The 18,445-nt window shown below is 67.4% G+C and carries 17 protein-coding genes; 12 read left to right on the top strand and 5 right to left on the bottom strand.

Annotated features, from left to right (window positions below; translation table 11 throughout):
• Nucleotides 1-22 precede the first annotated feature (22 nt).
• From KUM44_RS15495 to KUM44_RS15480, 4 genes are all read right to left on the bottom strand, one after another.
• On the bottom strand, nucleotides 23-571 hold the full coding sequence (locus KUM44_RS15495; protein WP_217208454.1) for a hypothetical protein: 549 nt from the start codon (nucleotides 569-571) through the stop codon (nucleotides 23-25).
• A gap of 135 nt (nucleotides 572-706) precedes the next feature.
• Entirely contained in the window at nucleotides 707-2,698 is a 1,992-nt protein-coding gene (locus KUM44_RS47175) for a nodulation protein NodU (RefSeq protein WP_217208453.1), read from the bottom strand.
• Nucleotides 2,699-3,095: 397 nt separating this feature from the next.
• Nucleotides 3,096-3,347: an acyl carrier protein gene (locus KUM44_RS15485; protein ID WP_217208452.1), complete on the bottom strand. Its 252-nt coding sequence runs from the start codon at nucleotides 3,345-3,347 to the stop codon at nucleotides 3,096-3,098.
• Between the two features lie 173 nt (nucleotides 3,348-3,520).
• Nucleotides 3,521-4,471, bottom strand: a complete 951-nt coding sequence (locus KUM44_RS15480) for a TauD/TfdA family dioxygenase (RefSeq protein WP_217208451.1) — start codon at nucleotides 4,469-4,471, stop codon at nucleotides 3,521-3,523.
• Between the two features lie 1,092 nt (nucleotides 4,472-5,563).
• Here KUM44_RS15480 and KUM44_RS15475 point away from each other — a divergent pair.
• Nucleotides 5,564-6,088 (top strand): helix-turn-helix domain-containing protein, encoded by a 525-nt coding sequence (locus KUM44_RS15475; protein WP_308402620.1) that lies wholly within the window; start codon nucleotides 5,564-5,566, stop codon nucleotides 6,086-6,088.
• 726 nt (nucleotides 6,089-6,814) lie between these two features.
• Entirely contained in the window at nucleotides 6,815-7,027 is a 213-nt protein-coding gene (locus tag KUM44_RS15470) for a hypothetical protein (protein ID WP_217208450.1), read from the top strand.
• A gap of 29 nt (nucleotides 7,028-7,056) precedes the next feature.
• Here KUM44_RS15470 and KUM44_RS15465 read toward each other — a convergent pair whose 3' ends face one another.
• A complete protein-coding gene (locus tag KUM44_RS15465; protein WP_217208449.1) occupies nucleotides 7,057-7,290 on the bottom strand; it encodes a hypothetical protein in 234 nt (77 codons plus the stop codon).
• Between the two features lie 199 nt (nucleotides 7,291-7,489).
• On the opposite strand from KUM44_RS15465, the gene KUM44_RS47560 reads away from it, so the two are divergent.
• From KUM44_RS47560 to KUM44_RS15415, 10 genes are all read left to right on the top strand, one after another.
• Nucleotides 7,490-7,768 carry a Gfo/Idh/MocA family oxidoreductase gene (locus tag KUM44_RS47560; RefSeq protein ID WP_374202041.1) on the top strand — a complete coding sequence of 93 codons (279 nt, stop codon included), beginning with the start codon at nucleotides 7,490-7,492 and terminating at the stop codon, nucleotides 7,766-7,768.
• Between the two features lie 259 nt (nucleotides 7,769-8,027).
• Nucleotides 8,028-9,017 (top strand): pyridoxal-phosphate dependent enzyme, encoded by a 990-nt coding sequence (locus KUM44_RS15455; RefSeq protein WP_217208447.1) that lies wholly within the window; start codon nucleotides 8,028-8,030, stop codon nucleotides 9,015-9,017.
• Nucleotides 9,018-9,058: 41 nt separating this feature from the next.
• Nucleotides 9,059-9,211: an acyl-CoA dehydrogenase family protein gene (locus tag KUM44_RS15450; protein ID WP_254389571.1), complete on the top strand. Its 153-nt coding sequence runs from the start codon at nucleotides 9,059-9,061 to the stop codon at nucleotides 9,209-9,211.
• Nucleotides 9,212-9,225: 14 nt separating this feature from the next.
• Complete coding sequence (locus KUM44_RS15445) at nucleotides 9,226-10,002, top strand: thioesterase II family protein (RefSeq protein WP_217208445.1); 777 nt, start codon at nucleotides 9,226-9,228, stop codon at nucleotides 10,000-10,002.
• Nucleotides 9,999-11,444, top strand: coding sequence for a condensation domain-containing protein (locus KUM44_RS15440; RefSeq protein WP_217208444.1), 1,446 nt, complete (start codon nucleotides 9,999-10,001; stop codon nucleotides 11,442-11,444). The genes KUM44_RS15445 and KUM44_RS15440 overlap by 4 nt, the downstream gene beginning before the upstream one ends.
• 59 nt (nucleotides 11,445-11,503) lie before the next feature.
• Nucleotides 11,504-13,264 carry an ABC transporter transmembrane domain-containing protein gene (locus tag KUM44_RS15435; protein WP_374202042.1) on the top strand — a complete coding sequence of 587 codons (1,761 nt, stop codon included), beginning with the start codon at nucleotides 11,504-11,506 and terminating at the stop codon, nucleotides 13,262-13,264.
• Nucleotides 13,261-15,054 (top strand): ABC transporter ATP-binding protein, encoded by a 1,794-nt coding sequence (locus KUM44_RS15430; protein ID WP_217208443.1) that lies wholly within the window; start codon nucleotides 13,261-13,263, stop codon nucleotides 15,052-15,054. The genes KUM44_RS15435 and KUM44_RS15430 overlap by 4 nt, the downstream gene beginning before the upstream one ends.
• 25 nt (nucleotides 15,055-15,079) lie before the next feature.
• Complete coding sequence (locus KUM44_RS15425) at nucleotides 15,080-15,415, top strand: phosphopantetheine-binding protein (protein ID WP_254389558.1); 336 nt, start codon at nucleotides 15,080-15,082, stop codon at nucleotides 15,413-15,415.
• Between the two features lie 2 nt (nucleotides 15,416-15,417).
• On the top strand, nucleotides 15,418-17,049 hold the full coding sequence (locus tag KUM44_RS15420; RefSeq protein WP_217208441.1) for a condensation domain-containing protein: 1,632 nt from the start codon (nucleotides 15,418-15,420) through the stop codon (nucleotides 17,047-17,049).
• Between the two features lie 2 nt (nucleotides 17,050-17,051).
• Entirely contained in the window at nucleotides 17,052-18,383 is a 1,332-nt protein-coding gene (locus KUM44_RS15415; RefSeq protein ID WP_217208440.1) for a condensation domain-containing protein, read from the top strand.
• Nucleotides 18,384-18,445: the final 62 nt, after the last annotated feature.

Here is an 18,445-nt window from a genome sequence, read left to right as displayed (position 1 = left end):
GGCGGTGGTGAGGGCGTGGGCGTCATGTGTGAAGCTGCCTCGCGGGGTCGGGTGCGGAGTTGGCCTTTCCCACGGCGGGGCGCGGCTGGGCGCCGCCCCGCCGTGGAGGTCTGCTGCGGTGCTGTACCGGCCGCGCGCGTGGGCGCGGCACGGAGGCCCGATCCAGGTGGGGGTCTCCTGGAGGCCACGGGACGCGGCCGATGCGGCTCGGAGGCTGAAGACAACGTGGTGCGGACCGGCAGGAGAAGCCCGGCCAGGGGCGCATGGGCGTGTCGCTACGGGCCTGCTCGGCCTCCGCCGGCCTGGCACCCGCCAGCCGGACCAGGGCCCGGAAACTCCCGCCCACCTCGGCTCGGACCGGGGTGGTCACCCCGGCACCGTTGGACACCCCGACCACGAGCGCGGACTGCCCGCCGTACCGGTACAGCAGCACCAGGCAGAAGGCGTAGGCCGCCGCCGGGAGCATCACGCCACCGGCCTGAACCAACTGCCGCAGCACGCCGGACAGCTCGGCGAGGCGCCCGCCATCTTCCGGGTCGGCCGCTGGCGTTGGGGAGTGGGGGAGTGTCATGAGGCTGCCTTGAGAAGGTGGGGGCGAGGACACACGTCACCTGTCCTGCCGGAGGCCACGACTGTGCGGATCGCTTGGTGCAGGAACCCGGCGAGGTGGAGCATGTCGTATGCCGTCAGTGCACCCGCTGAGAGTTCAGAACATCGCCCCCTCGGGGGAGCCGGGGTCGAATTCGGCAGTCGGTCCGAACATTCGGGAGTGTTTCGCCGCGGCGACGGCCAGTGTGCCGCTCTCGTCCCGGGAGCTCGCGACCTCGGCCAGCTGGTTGACCATCGCAGGCGTCGCCAGATTCTGATCGCGCAGTTCGGGAGAGCGTGACAACAGGACCATGGCCGCGGTGCTGTAGCCCGACTCGAGCCAGGAGTCCCAGATCGTGTCACGCGCTTTCTCCTGGCCCGCGAAGAGGTTCTTCCGGCGAGCGTGCCGGTGTGCGGGGACCAGGTCCTGAGCGCGGATGTCCGTGCGCAACTGCACCCGGCGGCCAGCGATATAGGCGATGGCGATGCCCTTGCGTATGGCGAAGCTCAGGGCCTGTTCCGCTGTGTCGACTATCGGTTCGCCCTTCTCGTTCAGAGAGGTGTTGCACACTATGGGAATCCCCGTGTTCAGCCGGAACGCCTCTATCGCACGGTAAAGCAGGGGGTTGGTCCCGGGGGCCAGGGTCTGACGCCGAGCCGAAGCGTCGAGGTGAAGAATGGCGGGCACCAGATCGCGCTTGTCCTCACGGACGTACGTCGTCTCGAGCATGTAGGGCGAGGGCCAGGAATCCTCGAACCATTCGCCGGCGTACTCCTCCAGAACAATCGGAGCGACGGGGCGCCACCACTGTCGGGTCTTCCACTCGTTCAGCAGGTCTTTCGACCGGAGGGAACGAGGATCGGCGAGGATGCTTCGATGCCCCAACGCTCTCGGGCCGATTTCGGCCTCCCCGTCTGCCCATACCATGGGTCCACGGATGAGATCCTCGACGAACTGGTCGTCCGTGAAGTCCTGGACGTCTTCGACGAAACTGTCGAAGTGTTGCAAAGCGCTCTCGAGATCGGTGAGTGGGGAACCGTAATAGGGAGTCCTGAGATGAAAGTCACCGTCAGGGAGTTGGCCCGTTCCAAGGAATCCCAGGAGGCCGATCCCGAGGGACTGCCCGGAGTCGTTGGCGCTGGGAGGGGTGAGAAGTCCCTTGAAGCCATAGTGGCGCAGGAGGAAGGAGTTGGTCGGGCAGTTGAGGGCGAATCCTCCGCTCAAGGAAAGATATGCCTCACGTGGGTCCACGCCTCCCGAGCTGAGCAGCCGGTCGATGTTTCGCAGCATGACGAGCTCGCAAGCCGTCTGGACAATCTTCATGACCGCGGACTGAAGGTGTTCCTGCGCGGTGAAGCGGCCGTCCAGTTCCAGAGACGGCAGTTGGGACTCAGCCGCCCCTATGGCGGCTTGAACAAACGGAAGCGTCTCGACGAGTGGTATACGTCGGCCTCCGAACAGCTCCAGCTTATGCACTGCCGTCTCGGTGTCGAAGGCAATTTCAGTGGGGCAGGCCGATGCCAGCGCCATCAGGGTGCCGGGCTCTTTGGAGAACATGGCTGACGCGGCGTCGTAGATGGGGGCCGGTGACTCGACGGGAGTGAAGTTGACGTTACCCCTGTTGGACACACAGCCCGCGTACCAGTACTTCTTGCTCGCCTGGTCGAGGCCGAAGTCGGGCCGGCCGTCAACCGCCAGTCCGACGATGGTCTCACTCCGGAACACGTCGGAGTCGAGAAGCAGGCCGCTGTAGAGGTGGGCAAGGCTGTGGACCGGAAAGTCCTCGCTGCCGGCAGGCAGTTGAAGTTCGGAGTGATGGGGCAGGCCGGGCGTACCCCATGATGCGCTCACATCATCCAGGGACAGCCCCTCGGCCGCGAGCAGCTCGGCCAGCACCTGGTTGTACCGGTCTGTGGTGAAGAGAGGCCAGTAGTGGTGCTTCTGCCCGCTGATACGCTCGAGTTCCCACACCCGGACCAGTTCGACTCGCGAGTCGCAACAGCGCCACAACGCAATATTCTGGTCATGGCGTGTCGCTATGACGGACAGACTGTCCAGCGGAGAAATGTAGCTCGACAGGAAGTACTTGGTGTCTGGGCGCGCGGTCACGGTTTCCCCCTAGGTGGGTAGGCAGTGGCTGCTCTGAACTTGAATTCGTGATATCGGACGAGCAGGCGGACCCCAGGTCGTGGCGCGCGGGGGTGTCAGGGCATGGAACGGCCGAGCAGGCTTCACCGCGGGCGATGTGCCGCGCTGATCCTGGCAGCCATGACCGAGAGGACCGTGACCACGCCACTGCCCACGCCATCGCTCCACGCCCCGCCGCACGCCGGTCAGCGCCCTCCGCGATCCCCCGGCTTGATCCGCTGCTGCCACCACGCGCCCGGGGAACGGGCGTCACTGGTTTCGGCATCCAGGTACGGCGGCTCAAGGCCGTGCGGCGAAAACACTTGAGCAGCGCCCGCTCGCTGACTACCTGAGCCTGATTCTGCTGTGGGTGAAGAGGTCACGTCGTAGCGATTCCGTCCTGGGCCATGCGCTCTTCCACGAGCTGAACCAGATCACCGATGTTGTCCACAGTGAACATATCGACGACGTCCAGAGTGACATTAAAACTGCTCCGGATGGAGACCATCAGACGAAGCAGCGACACGGAGGTGGCCTCGAGGCTGTCAAAAGTGTCGTCGAGCGAGACTTCACGGGGGGCGAATACTTCGGAAATCACCGACATCAAGTCGTCTGACAGGTCGTTTGACATTCTGTCTTCCTGGGCCCTTCCTGTGCTCGTGGCCTGCCGAATTGGAAGATGCTATTTACGCTGGATGGGTGGCTTCAAGACCCGGTCTCCTGCCCCCGCGGCCTGCCTCGAATCCAGGCCTCCACGAGTAGACGGCGTTGGCGTGCCCAAAAAATTCGGCCAGCATGTGATGTTCAGGCTATTCGCTCAGCCATGGCCAGTGCTTCGAACAATCCTCCCTTGAGAGCCTTGGAGACGAAGCCGTTGGGCCCGCAGGGCAGGTCGCCCACGACCGTGGTGCGATGGACGATTCGCTCCTCCTTGAACATGAGGCCGTCCACCGGCCCGGCGTGTGCCACGGCACGGTTGTCCCACATGACGAGAGTGTCCTGCTCCCAGCGAACCCGGGCATGAATCTCGTCGCGCCCGGCGAGTTCGTCCAGGAGGAAATCCAGCAGGGCGGTGCTTTCGCGGGAGTTGAGACCGCGAATCGCCTGCAGAAACATGGTGCTGACGAGCAGGCTCCGCACCCCGGTCTCGGGATGGACCCGCACCAGAGGATGGAGAGCGACGAAGGGGCCGGCCGGCTTGCCGTCGAAGCGGGGCGACGGCGAGGGATCGTGTCGGGAGTGTATGGCCTGCAAGGTGTCGAGGTATCCCCGGAGCGAAGACGACAGGCCGCTGTAGAGGGCTTCCAGGTCGGCGAAGAGTGTGTCGCCGCCTGCCGGGGGAATCTCCACGCCGCGCAGGATGGTGATGGCATTGGGATTGGCCACGAATGTGCTGTCGACATGCCACTCGGTGCGGATACGCCTCGGAGCGGTCGCGCCCAGCGGAAAGCCAGGGCCGGCCTCCGACGCGGCCAGACCGGGGCGATCCTCCGACAGTACGGTGCGCAACACGGCAGGAGCGTCGGGCAGACCGTTTGTGACGGGGTGGGCGGCGGTGGCGCCACCGAAGGCGTCGGTGAGTGCTACCTGGCGCGCGTCGTCCATCGGCTGATCGCGGAAAACGAGGACCTTGTGGCGGAGCAGGCCCTCGCGCAGGCATGCCACGGTGGCCGGCCGCAGATCGACAGCGAGATCGACGCCTGCCACCTCCGCGCCGATGATCGGCGTGAGAGGCCGAAATCCTATTTCTGACACCTGTACCCCCAGTGTTGTGGCTATGCGTCGAATGAGCGACGCCCGTGTCATTCCCGTTGCCGAACTGGGGCGAGCCCAGGGAAAAACTGGCCATGCGGACGGGGCGGCTCTTCACACTTGCTGACTTTCCCGAACTCCTTCCTGACGGCATGTCCGGGCAGTGGCGCCAACGTCAGCGGTTCGTTGACCGGCCGATGCCAGTACTCCGAACAGTCCTCCGGGTGCTTTGAATCATTGGGAATCGTCATTCTCAGCGGCTGAGGAGGGCAGCCGACCTTTAGGTGACGAAGGGTTTGTTGTGGGGGTCGGGCCCGCGCTGTGGCGTCGGCGTCGGCACCGCGCTCTGCCGCGTGGTGCTTCGCGCGGGAATGCTGCGGTGGCCAGACCGATTTGCAACGTCGGCGAGCACCGGGCTGCCGGCGGCATCAACACCGGCGCCCGTCCCTGCTCCTGATTGACTACCAGATGGATCTTCGCGATCAGCCCAGCCTGCGGCGTCCGAGTCTGTGGTTGCTCGGGCTCGGTGCAAGCGTCACCAGGCTGTTTCCTGCGGGCGAGTTTCAGGTGATCAGCCTCTGCGTATTCGCGCGGGCTTTCGGACTGGTGGAGGGGCCGGGGTTCTGGGCCAAGGACCGTCACGTTACTGGTGGCGGAATTATTTGGCGGTGACCAACTGCCGCTTGCTGCATACCGGTTGCGGACCGGGCTTGCCGCCTTACGGCGGCGATGACTCCAGCGCCGCCCACTGCGCGTCTGTCGAATTTCCACGAACTACGAGGAGCGATCACGGGATGACCTTGATCCACTTCTAAACCATGCCTTGGAGATGGAGTAGTCGAAGCGCTTCGAGGACTACGTGACCATGACACCCGTCCCCCTCGAGCGTCAACCCCAGCGAAGCTTCTTTCGCATCGCAGAACGCGGAACCGGCCGACCTGGCCATCAGTCACGCCAACCACCGTTGCAGTACTAGTGCTGGATTCCTCTTTACTGGGTGTATGTGCTGGTGGCGGGGTGGTTCGGGTGCTCGGGGGCGGGTGCTGGGCGTTGGTGTCACGAGCACGGCCAGGCGGTGATGAGGATGAGCGGGCAGTGGTGCGCCGGCTGTCGCGGGCGCGCAAGGCGCCCCGGGGCGCGGTGCTGCGGGCCCGGATGGTCGAGCTGAGCTGGGCCGGCCTGCGGGTGCCCGCTATCGCGGACGAGCTGGGATGGGGCCGGAAGACGGAGCGGCGTTGGCTGCACCGTTTCAACCACTCCGGGCTGCATGGGCTGGAGGATCTGGGCGGGCAGGGACGTAAGCGGCGGATCACCGAAGCCGAGCGGTCCCGGATCATCGCCCTGGTCAAACAGGTGCCGCCCGGAAGGCTGGAGGTCCAGCCCGGCGGCGACCTGTGGGCTGCGGACCAGCCCGGGCCGGCTGAGTGGACGCGGGACTCGTTGGCCGCCCGGGCCCGGCAGTTGGGCATTGAGGTCGGCCGCTCCCAGGTCCGCAGGATCCTGCTGGCCGAGGGCGTGCGCTGGCGCCGTACCCGTTCCTGGACCGGCTCGAAGGACCTGGACTTCGTGGGAAAAGGACGCGGATCATCGGCCTGTACGCCCAGCCGCCCGAGGGCGTGACGGTCATCTGCGCCGACGAGCTGGGGCCGGTGATCCCGCGCGCCTTCCCGTCTGCACCGGGCTGGTCACCGGGCGGGCACCGGATCAAGTCCGAGATCGACTACAGCCGCGGCCCGCAGAAGACCTGGGTCTACGGAGCCTTGCGCGTGCGGGACGGCCAGCAGATCACCATGACCGCGTCGTCCCGAAGCAGCGTCTTCTGCCAGCAGTTCCTCCAGCAGGTCGAGGACGCCAACCCGACCGGCGAGTTCTGGGATCGTCACCGACAATCTGTCCTCCCACAACAGCCTGTCCACCCGGACCTGGCTGGAGGACCACCCCCGGCTGGTGGCGCATCCTCCGCAACCGCCCTGGCCACACGGCAGCTCAACGCCCGCGTTCGGCCCTGGACCTGGGGCCGGCCAGCCCCGCCGCCCGCGAACTACGACGCCGATACGTGTACATCCAATGAGGAGCCCAGCACTAGCTATCTATTGACTCCTGTTCGGTGTCGTGCCAGCCTTCCAGTCGAAGCGCTTCGAAGACTTGTCGACGAGATCACGAACAACCTCTCTTCTGTGAGGTGCCCCTTGGCGAAGTTCTGCCATGAAGTTCTGCCATCTTGTCTTCTATTCGCTCCAAACCTAATTGCGTAGTTTCGAGAATCCACCGGGCTCCCTGCTGTTGAGCGGGGTGCTCAACAGGGACTCCAGATGTACGGGCGCGATCTCTCTTGTCGGAGTGGTCATGTTCCTCTTTCCAGGCCGGGATTTTCTGAACTTCGTTCCTTCGGCGGTGCGCGACTACGAGTCCGGTGCCCTGGTAGCCGCTGTCGGCGATGGTCATGGTGTGGCCACCGTCTCCCTGGCGCCGATTGGGCCGCAGGAGCCCTGCTGGTTGCCGGGCGGCGGCCGGCCAAGCCCTGTGACCATGCGCCTTCAGGCGTCGACGACCATCTGATGCGCCGTGGAATAGCGGTAGTTCGTCCACTACTCGGCAAGCGAGCGGTCCCGGGTGGGCACCAGGGTGTCGTCCATGATGATCACGGCGCCCTGGCGGAGCCGCTGGCACGGCTGGCGCGCGAGTAGCAGTCCGAGATGGTCGACGGTTCGGCCGGCCGACGACTTCGAGGCGCCGACCAGAGAGTGTGCTGGTGCACCATCAAGTTCGTGCGCGCGCATGCTGCGACCAGCAGGATGCATTCCTGCACTGAAAGGCTTCACGGTCACTCCTGGTGTCCGTCACCCGCGGTCTCGCCGCGCACCGCGGTCACCAACCTGCTGAAGCAGCGCGGGCCGAGCCCGGAGAACAGACGTGTCCGGACGGCTCCGACGCTGTGATTACACCAGTCACTCGAGATCATCTCACCCATGACCAGCCGTTACGGGACAGACTTACGGGGACTCGGAGTTTTTGACCACAATGCTGACAGGTAAGAGGTCTGCACCCGCTACCACGGCGTGCCGGCTATCCCGAAATGGCGGCGCTCCTGGCCGATCAATCCGTCGAGCCGTGGTCAATGTCGCGAATCCTGGAAGCCACGTCGATGTGACCCAGAGCATGCTATTTGCTGGAAAGCATGTCTACTCGGAGAAGTCAATGACGCTGAACATCGAGGGCGCTGACATGCTGGCAAAGTTGGCAGAGGAGCAGGGGGTATTGCTCGTGTCCGCGCCGTGCAGCCCTGCCTATTCAGAATGATGCGAGGTCTGTGTCGGCGGCCCGACGGCATGTATGGTGCGGAGCGGAAAAGGAAGGAGGCGAAAGGGAAGTGCGGTTACATGCCTTAGGCGTCGGTGCGGATCTGTCGTCGAAATTTCACCTCACGTGCGTTTGTTGTGGCTGGCGATGTGGGCCGGAATTTAGACATAGATGTCCAGAATGTATGGGAGCCTTGGAGTGCAGTATTGACCTGAGGAATGCACGTCTCAGGGACAGTGATCAGCCAGAGATTGCGTATTTGGACTTTCTGCCGGTCGTCGCGCCCGGCTTCCTGGATTCTGGTCTGAGTGTCCGCACTCCTTGTCGGCCGGCGCCTGAGCTGGGTGCGGCGATCGGGTTGCCCCGTCTGTGGTTGAAGGACGAGTCGCGGCAGCCGACGGGTACCACGAAAGATCGGCTCGCCTCGGTGGTCCTCGCTGTGTTCCGCCAGTTCGGGATCAAGGAGTGGGTGGCGTCGAGCACCGGCAACAGTGCGACGGCGCTGGCCCGGGCCGTGCTGCGGGACCAGTCGATGCGCGCGCACTTCTTCTGCGGGAGCGACTTCACGGCGGACCACCAGCTCGAACCCGGTGATCAGATTTCCCTGAACACGGTGGTCGGCGGCTACTCGGATGCCAGTCGAGAGGCCCAGAAGTTCGCCGCGGAGCGCGAGATCGCCTGGGAGGGAGGGTTCTTCAACTGGGCGCGCAGAGAAGGGGTGAAAATCGCCTACTTGGAAGCGTTCGACACCATGCCGCAAGAACCGGATGTCATCGTGCAGGCCATCAGCAGCGGAATGGGGATGATGGCCGCTCGCAAGGGGGCGAAGGAGTATCTCGCCACCGGCAGGATCGGCTCGATGCCTCGCTTTTTGATGGTGCAGCAGGACACGTGCGCCCCCATGGCGAAAGCCTGGCAGGACGGGCGCACCGAACTCACCGACCACGATGTCATAAGTCGCCCCAGAGGCCTCGCGCGAGCCATCCTGCTGGGGGACGGACGGGCGAGCTACCCGTATATGCGAGACATCGCGCACGCCACCGGGGGCAGCATTGTGTCCGTAAGCCAGCGGGGGATGGAGGAAGCTCGAAGGATGCTCCTGGAAATCGAGGGGGCGGACGTCTGCTATTCGGCTGCGGCGACCATCGCCGCGCTCCGCGTCGAGGCGAGGGAGCAGCGAATTTCGGCGGACCAGGTGGTGCTGGCCAACTTGACCGGTCGCGCACGGAACACAGAGGCGCTCTTATGATGCTGAACCATCTCACCCCGGGACAGCAAGAAAATCACCGGTTGTTCCGCTCCGGTGCCGAGTCGCCCGTACAGCGGCACTACCGGGACGCCAAGGTGATGGAGATCATCGAGGGCACCACACAGATTCAGCAGATCCTGCTCGGACAGTTCGCTGTCTCCGGGGCTCGTTCGACTCCGTCCTTGGCCTTGTGAGAACGGAACATCACATGCAGTCATTTCCCCGGCAGGACAGCCGAACCTGGTTACGTCCGGTACCCGGCCGAACCGCTCCGGCCCAGGCGCGCCTGTTCTGCTTTCCCTACGCGGGAGCCGGCGCCACGGTCTTCCGCGGCTGGGGGCCGGGGCTGCCGGAAGGAGTCGAGGCGCTGGCGGTCCAGCTCCCGGGCCGCGAGGACCGTTTGCCAGACCAGCCGGTCGATGATCTCGACGAGCTCCTGACAGCGCTCGCTCCCGGACTGCTCCCTTTCCTGGACCGGCCCTTCGCCTTCTTCGGGCACAGCATGGGAGCCATCATCTGCTGGGAGCTGTGCCGTCGGCTGCGCGGCGAACAGGGGATCGAACCGTTTCGGGTCTTCGTCTCCGGTTGCCGCGCGCCGCAGTTCCACGAGTCGCGCACACGGGGTACGGCCGACCTCTCCGACACCGAACTGGTCCAGGAACTGGTCCGCCTGGAGGGAACCCCGCGGGAGCTGCTCGACAACCCCGAGTTCCTGTCGTTCGTCCTTCCCGCCTTCCGGGCCGACCTTTCGCTCTTCACCAGCTACGTCCACCGTCCGAGCGATCCACTGACATGCCCTGTGACGGTGTTCGGGGGCAGCGCGGACCCACGGGTCGATGTGGAGCACCTCAAGGGGTGGGCGGATCTCACCACGGGCCCGTGCGACGTCCAGGTCTTCGAGGGCGGGCATTTCTTCCTGACCACCCAGCAGGCGGGGGTGTTGGAGGCCATGAGCCGAGCCCTGGCCGGAGGAGGCATCTCGTGAACGTCGAACGGACCGGCCCGGTCACCTGCGGCCAACTGTCCGTACTGCGCTCCCTGGAGTCGTACGGACCCACCGGCCAGGCGGTCGCGAACCTGGTGAGTCTATGGGACGTGCCGCCGGGCGCCGAAGTGGTGCACGTCGTGGACGCCTGGCAGCGCCTGGTCGCCCTGCACGAGTCGTTGCGCACCACGTATGTCACGGACAACGGCAGGCCTGTTCAAGTGGTCCGCGCGCCTCACGCGGTTCGCGTCCCCTCGGTCGAAGTGGCGGAAGCGACCGAGGCGGCCACGAGGGCGGTGGCCGCCGAATGGGCGGCGGAGCCGGTCGACATTCACGAAGGACCGCCCTGGCGCGCCTTCGTGGCGGTACACCAGGGGATTCCGCTGTACCTGGTCACCGTCATCCATCACATCGCCGCGGACAACGGCGCCCTGCACGTCCTGTTGCACCAGTTCCGCCGACTCGTCGACGGAGACGTTCTGGGGCCGCAGGCGAGCCCCGTGGACCTGGCGCTCTCCCAGCGAACCGACCCCGAGATCGCGCGTGCCGCGAGCCACTGGGCCCGCAACTGGGGCTCCTTCGAGCCGGCGGACCGGCACCACGGGGACACCAGCACACGCCGGCGCGCCACGATCTACAGCAGGGAGGGGCTGAGCGCCGCCCAGACCGTCTCGCGGCGCACCGGTGTGTCGGTTCAGTCGATACTGCTCGCCGTGGGCGGCCTCGCACTCGCCAGGCTCAAACAGCGTGAGCGGATCACGCTGGGGCTCATGACCGCGAACCGGCTTCACGAACCATGGGCATCGCTGGTGAGTTCGCTGAACCAATGCGTCCCGCTGCCGATACGGATCGACGACGACATGTCACCGGACATGTTTCTGCGCACCACGTACCACGCCTGTATGAACGCCTATCTGCACGGCTGTTTCGATGTGGACGTCCTCAGGGACGAGCTGAACGAGGGCGGGCACCAGGAGACGGACCCGACCTACTTCTCCTCCCATTACAACTTTCTCGGTCAGGGCGACGGCGAACCGTCGGCCGACTCTCCCGCGCGGACCACCGTCGCCTGGCGCACGTCCAAGCAACGGATCGGCCCCAACTTCCATCTCGTCGCGGCGGTGGAGAGCGGGCTCTTCATCGGCGTGGGCGGCAGCACCGAATTCCTGCCCGGCAACCTGCCGGCGGCCCTGGCCGCCTCGATCGAGGGCGGGCTGATGACCCTGGCGGAAAATCCCCCCGAGTCGCTGCGCGGACTGCGACTCGATCCGCGCCGCGACATCGGGGGCCTTGAACCGTCAGAAGTCGACGCAGACACACCGCTTGCTTCGCGTCATGCCGATGTCTCCTCTCTCCCCGGCGCCAGTACTGAGGCCGGCGTGCGTAGATCGAACGGCAAGCATTATTCGCAGATTTCGATCGAAGGGGAAGACCGAGGTTGAGGACCGAAACGAAGGCGCAGGCCCGGCCACTTGGCCGTCCCGCCGGTGCGGCCGGCGCTCTGACCGACCCCGCGGCGCATCCGGGAACTCCGGACATCCGCGGGCCACTGCGGTACATGTGGTGGCTGGTTGCCAGCCAGTCGAAGCGGGTGGCGTGCGGTGCGCTGCTGGGCAGCAGCTGGATGGTCGGGCTGATGCTGCCGCCCTACCTGCTCTCACGGGCCATCGACGACGGACTGACCGCCGGTGACACCACGGCACTCGTCAACTGGAGCGGCGCCATACTGGCCGTCGGCCTGCTCAACGCCTGGTTCTCCATCATGCGGCACCGCACGATGACGAGGATCCGCATGGACGCGGCGTTCCGTTCCGTGCGCATCGTGACGGAGCACGTCACCCGGCTCGGCGCCATGCTGCCCCGACGCGTCTCGTCGGGCGAGGTGTTCACCATCGGCTTCGGCGACATCGCGCTGATCGCGAATGTCCTCACCATCACCGGCCCGGGCTTCGGCGCCGTGGTCGCCTACGCCGTCGTAGCCGTCCTGCTGTTCACCATCTCCCCGCTGCTGGCCTTGCTCGTCCTGCTCGGAGTGCCGGTACTGGTCGTCCTGGTCGGCCCGCTGCTGGGCCGGCTGCGAGGAGCGGAGTGGACCTACCGGGAGCACTCCGGGCGACTCACCTCCCGCCTGATCGACATGACGGAAGGGCTGCGCGTACTCAACGGCATCGGGGGCAAGGACGCCTACGCCGAGCGCTACCGCAGCCACTCGCGGACGTTGCAGGCCGAGGGCTACCGCGTCGGTGCCATGACCAGCTGGGTCCAAGCGCTCGGCGTCGGACTGCCCGCCGTGTTCCTCGCCGCGGTGACGTGGGTGGCGGCGCGGCTGGTCGCCGAGGGCAGCATCAGCGCGGGCGAACTCGTCTCGGTCTACGGCTATGCGGCGGTGCTCGTGGTCCCGGTGTCGTCCTTCATTGAGGGGGCGTACGACCTGAACCACGGCGTGGTGGCGGGGCGTCGGCTCATCCGCTTCCTGGCCCTGGAACCGTACACGGCCGATCCCGAAGCCGGACTCGACGCCCCCGGGGAGGACGCCGTACTGCACGATCCCGCCTCGGGCGTGGAGGTGAGGCCCGGGCAGTTCACCGCTCTGGTCAGCGCGCGTTCCGCGGACTCCGTGGCCGTGGTGGAACGTCTCGGCCGCTTCGCCGAGTCGGACGCCACCTGGGGCGGTGTCCCTCTGGCGCGGATCGCGCTGCGCCAGGTCCGCGAACGCATCCTGGTCGCCGAGAACGAGGCCGCCCTGTTCCCCGGCACGTTGTCCGACGTCGTCAGCGGTCGCTCGAAGCGGGATCCCGACCGTGTGGACCGCGCGGTCGACTCCGCGATGGCCCGCGACATCGTGCAGGGCCTTCCCGACGGATACGACTCCCTCGTCCAGGCAGGGGGGCGCAATCTCTCAGGAGGCCAGCGCCAGCGCGTCCGGCTGGCACGCGCACTGCTCGCCGCACCGGAGGTGCTGATGGCCCTGGAGCCCACCTCCGCGGTCGATGCGCACACCGAGGCGGCCGTCGCGGCACGGCTGTACGCCCACCGGGAAGGGCGTACGACAGTGGTGACCACCACCTCACCGCTGCTGCTGGACCGGGCGGACGTCGTCTGCTTCCTCGTCGACGGACGGCTGGCCGCCACCGGGCCCCACAGCCGGCTCCTGGCCACACACCCCGACTACCGGCGCCTCGTCTCCAGGGGCCTTGACGAGCCTGCCGACGACGCCAGGAGCGACGCTCCCGGCCACACGGCACAGGAGAACGTGCGATGAACCACGCGGCGACCTCAACGGACCGAGGACCTCTCATAGCCGGCCGGCCGCGGATTCTTCGTGCTGCCGCCGAACTCGTACGCCAGGACCGAACGGCCTTTGTCGCCATGGTGCTCCTCAACGCGCTGGCGGTAGGAGCGGGCCTGGTCGGGCCGTGGCTTCTCGGCCGGATCATCGACGAGGTGCGCGGTGGCGCGGGAGTCGGCACGGTGGACCGGCTGGCAGCACTGATCCTGGCCTCCTCGCTCGCCCAGCTGCTCCTCGTCCGCTACGCGCGCGGGGTGGGATATCGCTTCGGCGAACGCACACTGGCCCGCGTGCGTGAGCGGTTCGTCGACCGGATCCTCGCCCTCCCCGTCCCCGTGGTGGAGCGGGTCGGCACCGGCGACCTGGCGGTCCGCGGTACCGCCGACATCGGTGCGGTCGGAACGGCCATGCGTGACGCCGGGCCGGACGTCTTCATCGCCTCGATCCAGGTACCGCTCATCCTCGGCGTGGTCTTCCTGGCCAGCCCGCTGCTCGGGGTCTGCGGGGTCGTCGGTTTCGCCGGGATCGCCGTTGCCGTGCGCTGGTACCTGCGCCGTGCCCACCCCGCCTATCTGGCGGAGGGGGAGGCCAATTCGGCCCTGGCCGAACATCTGTCCGGTGCCGCTGCCGGAACACGCACCATCGAGGCGTTCAGGCTGGAACAACAGCAGATCGCGCACTGCCTCGAACGGATCGACACCTGCTACCGGACGCGCATGCGGACGTTGTACCTGCGCTCGGTCCTCTTCCCGGCCGTCGACGTCTCCTACGTCATCCCGGTGGTCGGCGTCCTCCTGGCCGGCGGCGTGCTGTACCAGCACGACGTGGTCAGCCTCGGCGCGCTGACCGCCTCCGTCCTGTGGCTGCGCCAGCTCTCCCAGCCGCTGGACACACTCTTGCAGTGGCTGGAATCTTTGCAGCGCAGCGAGGCCTCGTTCGCCCGCGTGGAGGGCATCGGCGTGCTGCTCGACGCCCAGGGGGAGACCGCCCCCACGGCGCCCGGCGTGGAGCCGGTCGACGACCGTATCGAGCTGACGCGCGTGCGCTATTCCTACGACGGTGCGCACGACGTCGTACGGGACGTCGACCTGACCGTACGGCCCGGTGAACGGCTTGTCCTGGTGGGGCCGTCCGGAGCGGGCAAGAGCACCTTGAGCAGACTCCTCGCCGGCATCGACGTGCCGGACAGCGGGTCGGTGCGCGTCGGCGGGGTCTCGCTGTCCGCGCTGCCGCCGGAGCTGCTGCGCCGCCAGGTCGTCCTGGTCACTCAGGAACAGCACGTGTTCATGGGGACCCTGCGTGACAACCTGTCCCTGGCGGCGCCCACGGCGACGGACGCCGAACTCGCCGAGGCGCTCGCGGCGGTCGGCTGCGACTGGGCCGTGCATCTGCCCGACGGCCTGGACACGGAACTCGGCGACGGCGGGCACCACCTCGACGGAGCGCAGGCACAACAACTGAGCCTGGCCCGAGTGCTCCTGGCCGACCCGCACACACTGATCCTCGACGAAGCGACGGCGCTGCTCGACCCGCGCAGCGCGCGGCGTACGGAGCGCACCCTGGCGGCAGTGCTGGACGGAAGGACGGTCATCGCCGTCGCCCACCGCCTCCACACCGCCCAGGACGCCGACCGCGTAGCGGTGATGGAGGACGGCCGTCTCACCGAACTCGGCAGCCATGACGAACTCGTGGCCGCGGGCGGAGCGTATACCGGCCTCTGGAACTCGTGGCACGGCCGTTCCGGGGGTGTCTCTTCCTCGTGATCCGTCGACAGCATGGGAGCCGCTGATGGGCGCAGAAGGTCTCGTACCGGAGGAAGACACCGCCGAAGCACAAATGCTGCGACGGCTGTTCGCCGAGATCCTGGGCGTCGGGTCCGTCGGACCCGACGACAGCTTCATCGCCCTGGGCGGGGACAGTGTCACCATGCTGCGCCTGGTCACCCGGGCCCGCGAGGCCGGCTTGGAGATCGGCATCGAGGACGTCTTCGAGTCCGGAACGGTGGGCCGGCTGGCCGCTGTGGCGCGGGCGGCCGGGCCCCCTGCGGCCGTGGAGCCTTCGGCGGACATGACGCTGCCGAGCCAGGAGGAACTCGACGACATCGCCGCGGAGATGAGGGGTTAGCCGTGTCCCATTCCGACATCGAGGACATCCTTCCCGTCACTCCCCTCCAGGAGGGGCTCTACTTCGAGTGGCTGTACCGAGAGGGGGAGGAGGGCTCCTACATGCTCCAGGACACCCTGGAGTTCGAGGGGGCTCTCGACCCCGACCGGCTGGCCGACGCGGCGACGGCCGTGATCGCCCGGCATCCCGCGCTGCGTTCGGGGTTCTGGATGCGCCAGGGCACGGGACAGCTCGTGCAGGTCGTGGGCAGAGCCGCGCCGCAGACGGTGACCACCGTGGACCTCACCGGGGTGGCCGAGGAGCGGCGCGAGAGCGAGCTGGCTGCGCTGCTCGCCGGTGAGCAGCGCAGCCGGCACGAGCTCGCCAAGCCGCCCTTGCTGCGCTGCGTGCTGGTCAGGCTCGGGACCGAACGCCATGTGCTGGCCCTGACGTACCATCACATCCTCCTGGACGGCTGGTCGGGCGCCTTGCTGCTGGAGGAGGTCGTCGAGGCGTACGGCCGTTCCCTCACTCCCGCGGAAGTGACCGCCCTGCCCAACCCCTACCGGGCGTACGGCTCGTGGCTGGCGGGACAGGACCGGGCGGCGGCCGAGCGGGCCTGGCGCGATCACCTGTCGGGCTACCGCCCCGTCGCCCGTCTGGCGCCCGGGGCGGTCGGCAACACGGCGCTCGACGCCCGCCACCTGAGGCGCCGGATGGACCGGCACGCCACCGAGCGGCTGCGTGCCTGGGCACGCGAGGGCTCCTTGACGCTCAACACGCTCGTCCAGACGGCCTGGACGATGGTGCTGGGCCGGCTCCGCGACAGCGACGACATCGTCATCGGCAGGACGGTCGGTGGCCGGCCCGCCGAACTCCCCGGCAGCGACCGCATGATCGGAATGTTCGCGAACACGGTACCGGCGAGAGTCCGCCTCGACCCCGCCGAGACCGTGGGGCACCTGTGCGGACGCCTACAGAGCGAGCAGGCCCGGCTCGTGCGGCACGAGTTCATGGGGCTGGGCGCCATCCAGCGGCTGTGCGGACTGCGGGAACTGTGCGACACGGGATACGCGTTCCAGAACTTCCCCGGAACGCCCCGACGGCCACGTCAGCACGACCACGGCCTGCGGATCACCCCCGGAGGCGAGAACACCCCGCACTACCCGCTGGCGCTGACGGCCTCCTGCGAAGACGGCGAACTGACCACCAGGCTCACCTATGCCGGCAGCCTGTTCGAACAAGCCGTGATGGAGAAGCTGGCGTCCGCCCTCCCCCTGGTGCTCGACCGGATCGTCACGGATCCGCAAGCCCGGGTCGGCGAGTTCGACGATCTCGGGATCGGCCTCCTGGCCCGTCCCGAGGAAGCGCCGGACGGCGACCGGGGTGCGTCCGGACCCACCGAGACCGCAACGGCGAGAGCGCTCATCGGACTGCTGTCCGAGGTCCTCCACGTGCCCGAGGCGCGGCTCGGGACGGACGACGACTTTTTCGAACTCGGCGGCGGATCACTGCACGCGGCACATTTGTCCATCAAGGTCCAGCGGACCCTCGGCCTCGAACTCTCCGTGCGGCAGATCTTCGACCACCCGGTCATAGGCGACATGGCGCAGGTCTGTGCGGCGCAGCCCGCACAGCCGGCCCAGGAACGATAGGGGTGGCCGCCTTGGACCCGATCGCCACCGACACCGACATCCTCGCCCCCATGTCGGACCTGCAACGGCACTGGTGGGCCAGCGAACGGCTCTCGGCGGATCCCGCTCTGGTGATGCCCGTGGCGGTGAGCCTTCGCGGCAGGCTCGACGCGCAGGCACTCGGTGCGGCGGCCAGAGCGGTCGCCCAGCGCCACGAGTCGCTGCGGACCAACTTCGGCAGGGTGGCGGGCAAGCCGGTCCAGATCATCCACAGCCGCCCCCGGGAACCGGTCGTCTGGACACAGGACATCAGCGACGTACCGGAGCCCGAGCGGCCCGCCGCCCTGCGTGAGGTGTTGGCCCGCGAGCACGGCCGTCCCCTCGACCTCGCGCGCGACCCGCTGATGCGGCTCGGTGTCGTGCGACGGGCGGAGAACGACTTCGTTCTCGCGCTGACCCTCCACCACGTGGTCGCGGACGGCTGGTCGGTGGACGTTCTGTGGCGGGACCTGGCACGGGAGTACGCGCGCGTCCTGCGCGGCGGCCCGGAACCGGTGGACGCGCCGCCACCGCAGATGCGCGACTGGGTCGCGCGGGAACAGCGGGTCGCCCGCGGGCCGAAGGCGGCCGCGGAGATCGCGTACTGGCGCCCGGTGCTGCGCGAGGTACGTCCTGTCGGGATCCCCGGCGACCTGCCGACGGGAGAGGTGCCTCCACCGCACAGACGGTGCACCCGCCGATTCACCCTGCCGGAGGAGGTGGGCGCCGCCCTGGTGGCATCGGCCAAGAAGTTCCGGGCGACTCCGCACATGATCGCCCTGGCCGCTTTCATGAGACTGCTGGGCCGCTGTGCCCAGCGGCCGGATGCCGCGGTGATCACCCTGTTCAACCGCCGGGGCGCACCCGAAGTCGCGGAACTCGTGGGCTGTGTCCTGAATTTCGCGGTAATCGCCGTCTCCGTGCCGCCGGACGACGGGCCCGGGCCGCTCGTGCGCGTGGTCCGTTCCGCCCTCCTCGACGCCTACGAGCATCAGGAGATCTGTGCTCAGCGGATCTGGCGGGAGACCGGATTCTCGCCGGCCTCCGTCGACGTCATGTTCATTTTCGACCAGGAACCGCCTGCCGACGAACGGATCTTCCTCGGGGACGCCGTCCTCGAACCGCACGTCGAGGCAGAGGCGAACGAACGCGAACGGCCGGGCGCCGCGGCCCCCGGGATCAAGTTCCGCCTCCACCTGACGCGAGCGGGACTGACCGGCGGGATCGGGTACGACGCGAACTGCTACAGCCCCGCTTTCATCGACGCCTTTGTCGACGCGTACGCCACGTCGCTTTCGGAGACGGTCCTCGACTGAGCAGACCTGAGAGGGGAGATCCATCTCGATGCGCCCATGGCATCTGGGAACCGAACCCGCAC

Source organism: Streptomyces sp. AC550_RSS872, from assembly GCF_019049285.1.
Taxonomy (GTDB): domain Bacteria; phylum Actinomycetota; class Actinomycetes; order Streptomycetales; family Streptomycetaceae; genus Streptomyces.
The sequence above is the reverse complement of the archived record's forward strand: the minus strand, read 5'-3'. Positions and strand labels throughout refer to the sequence as shown.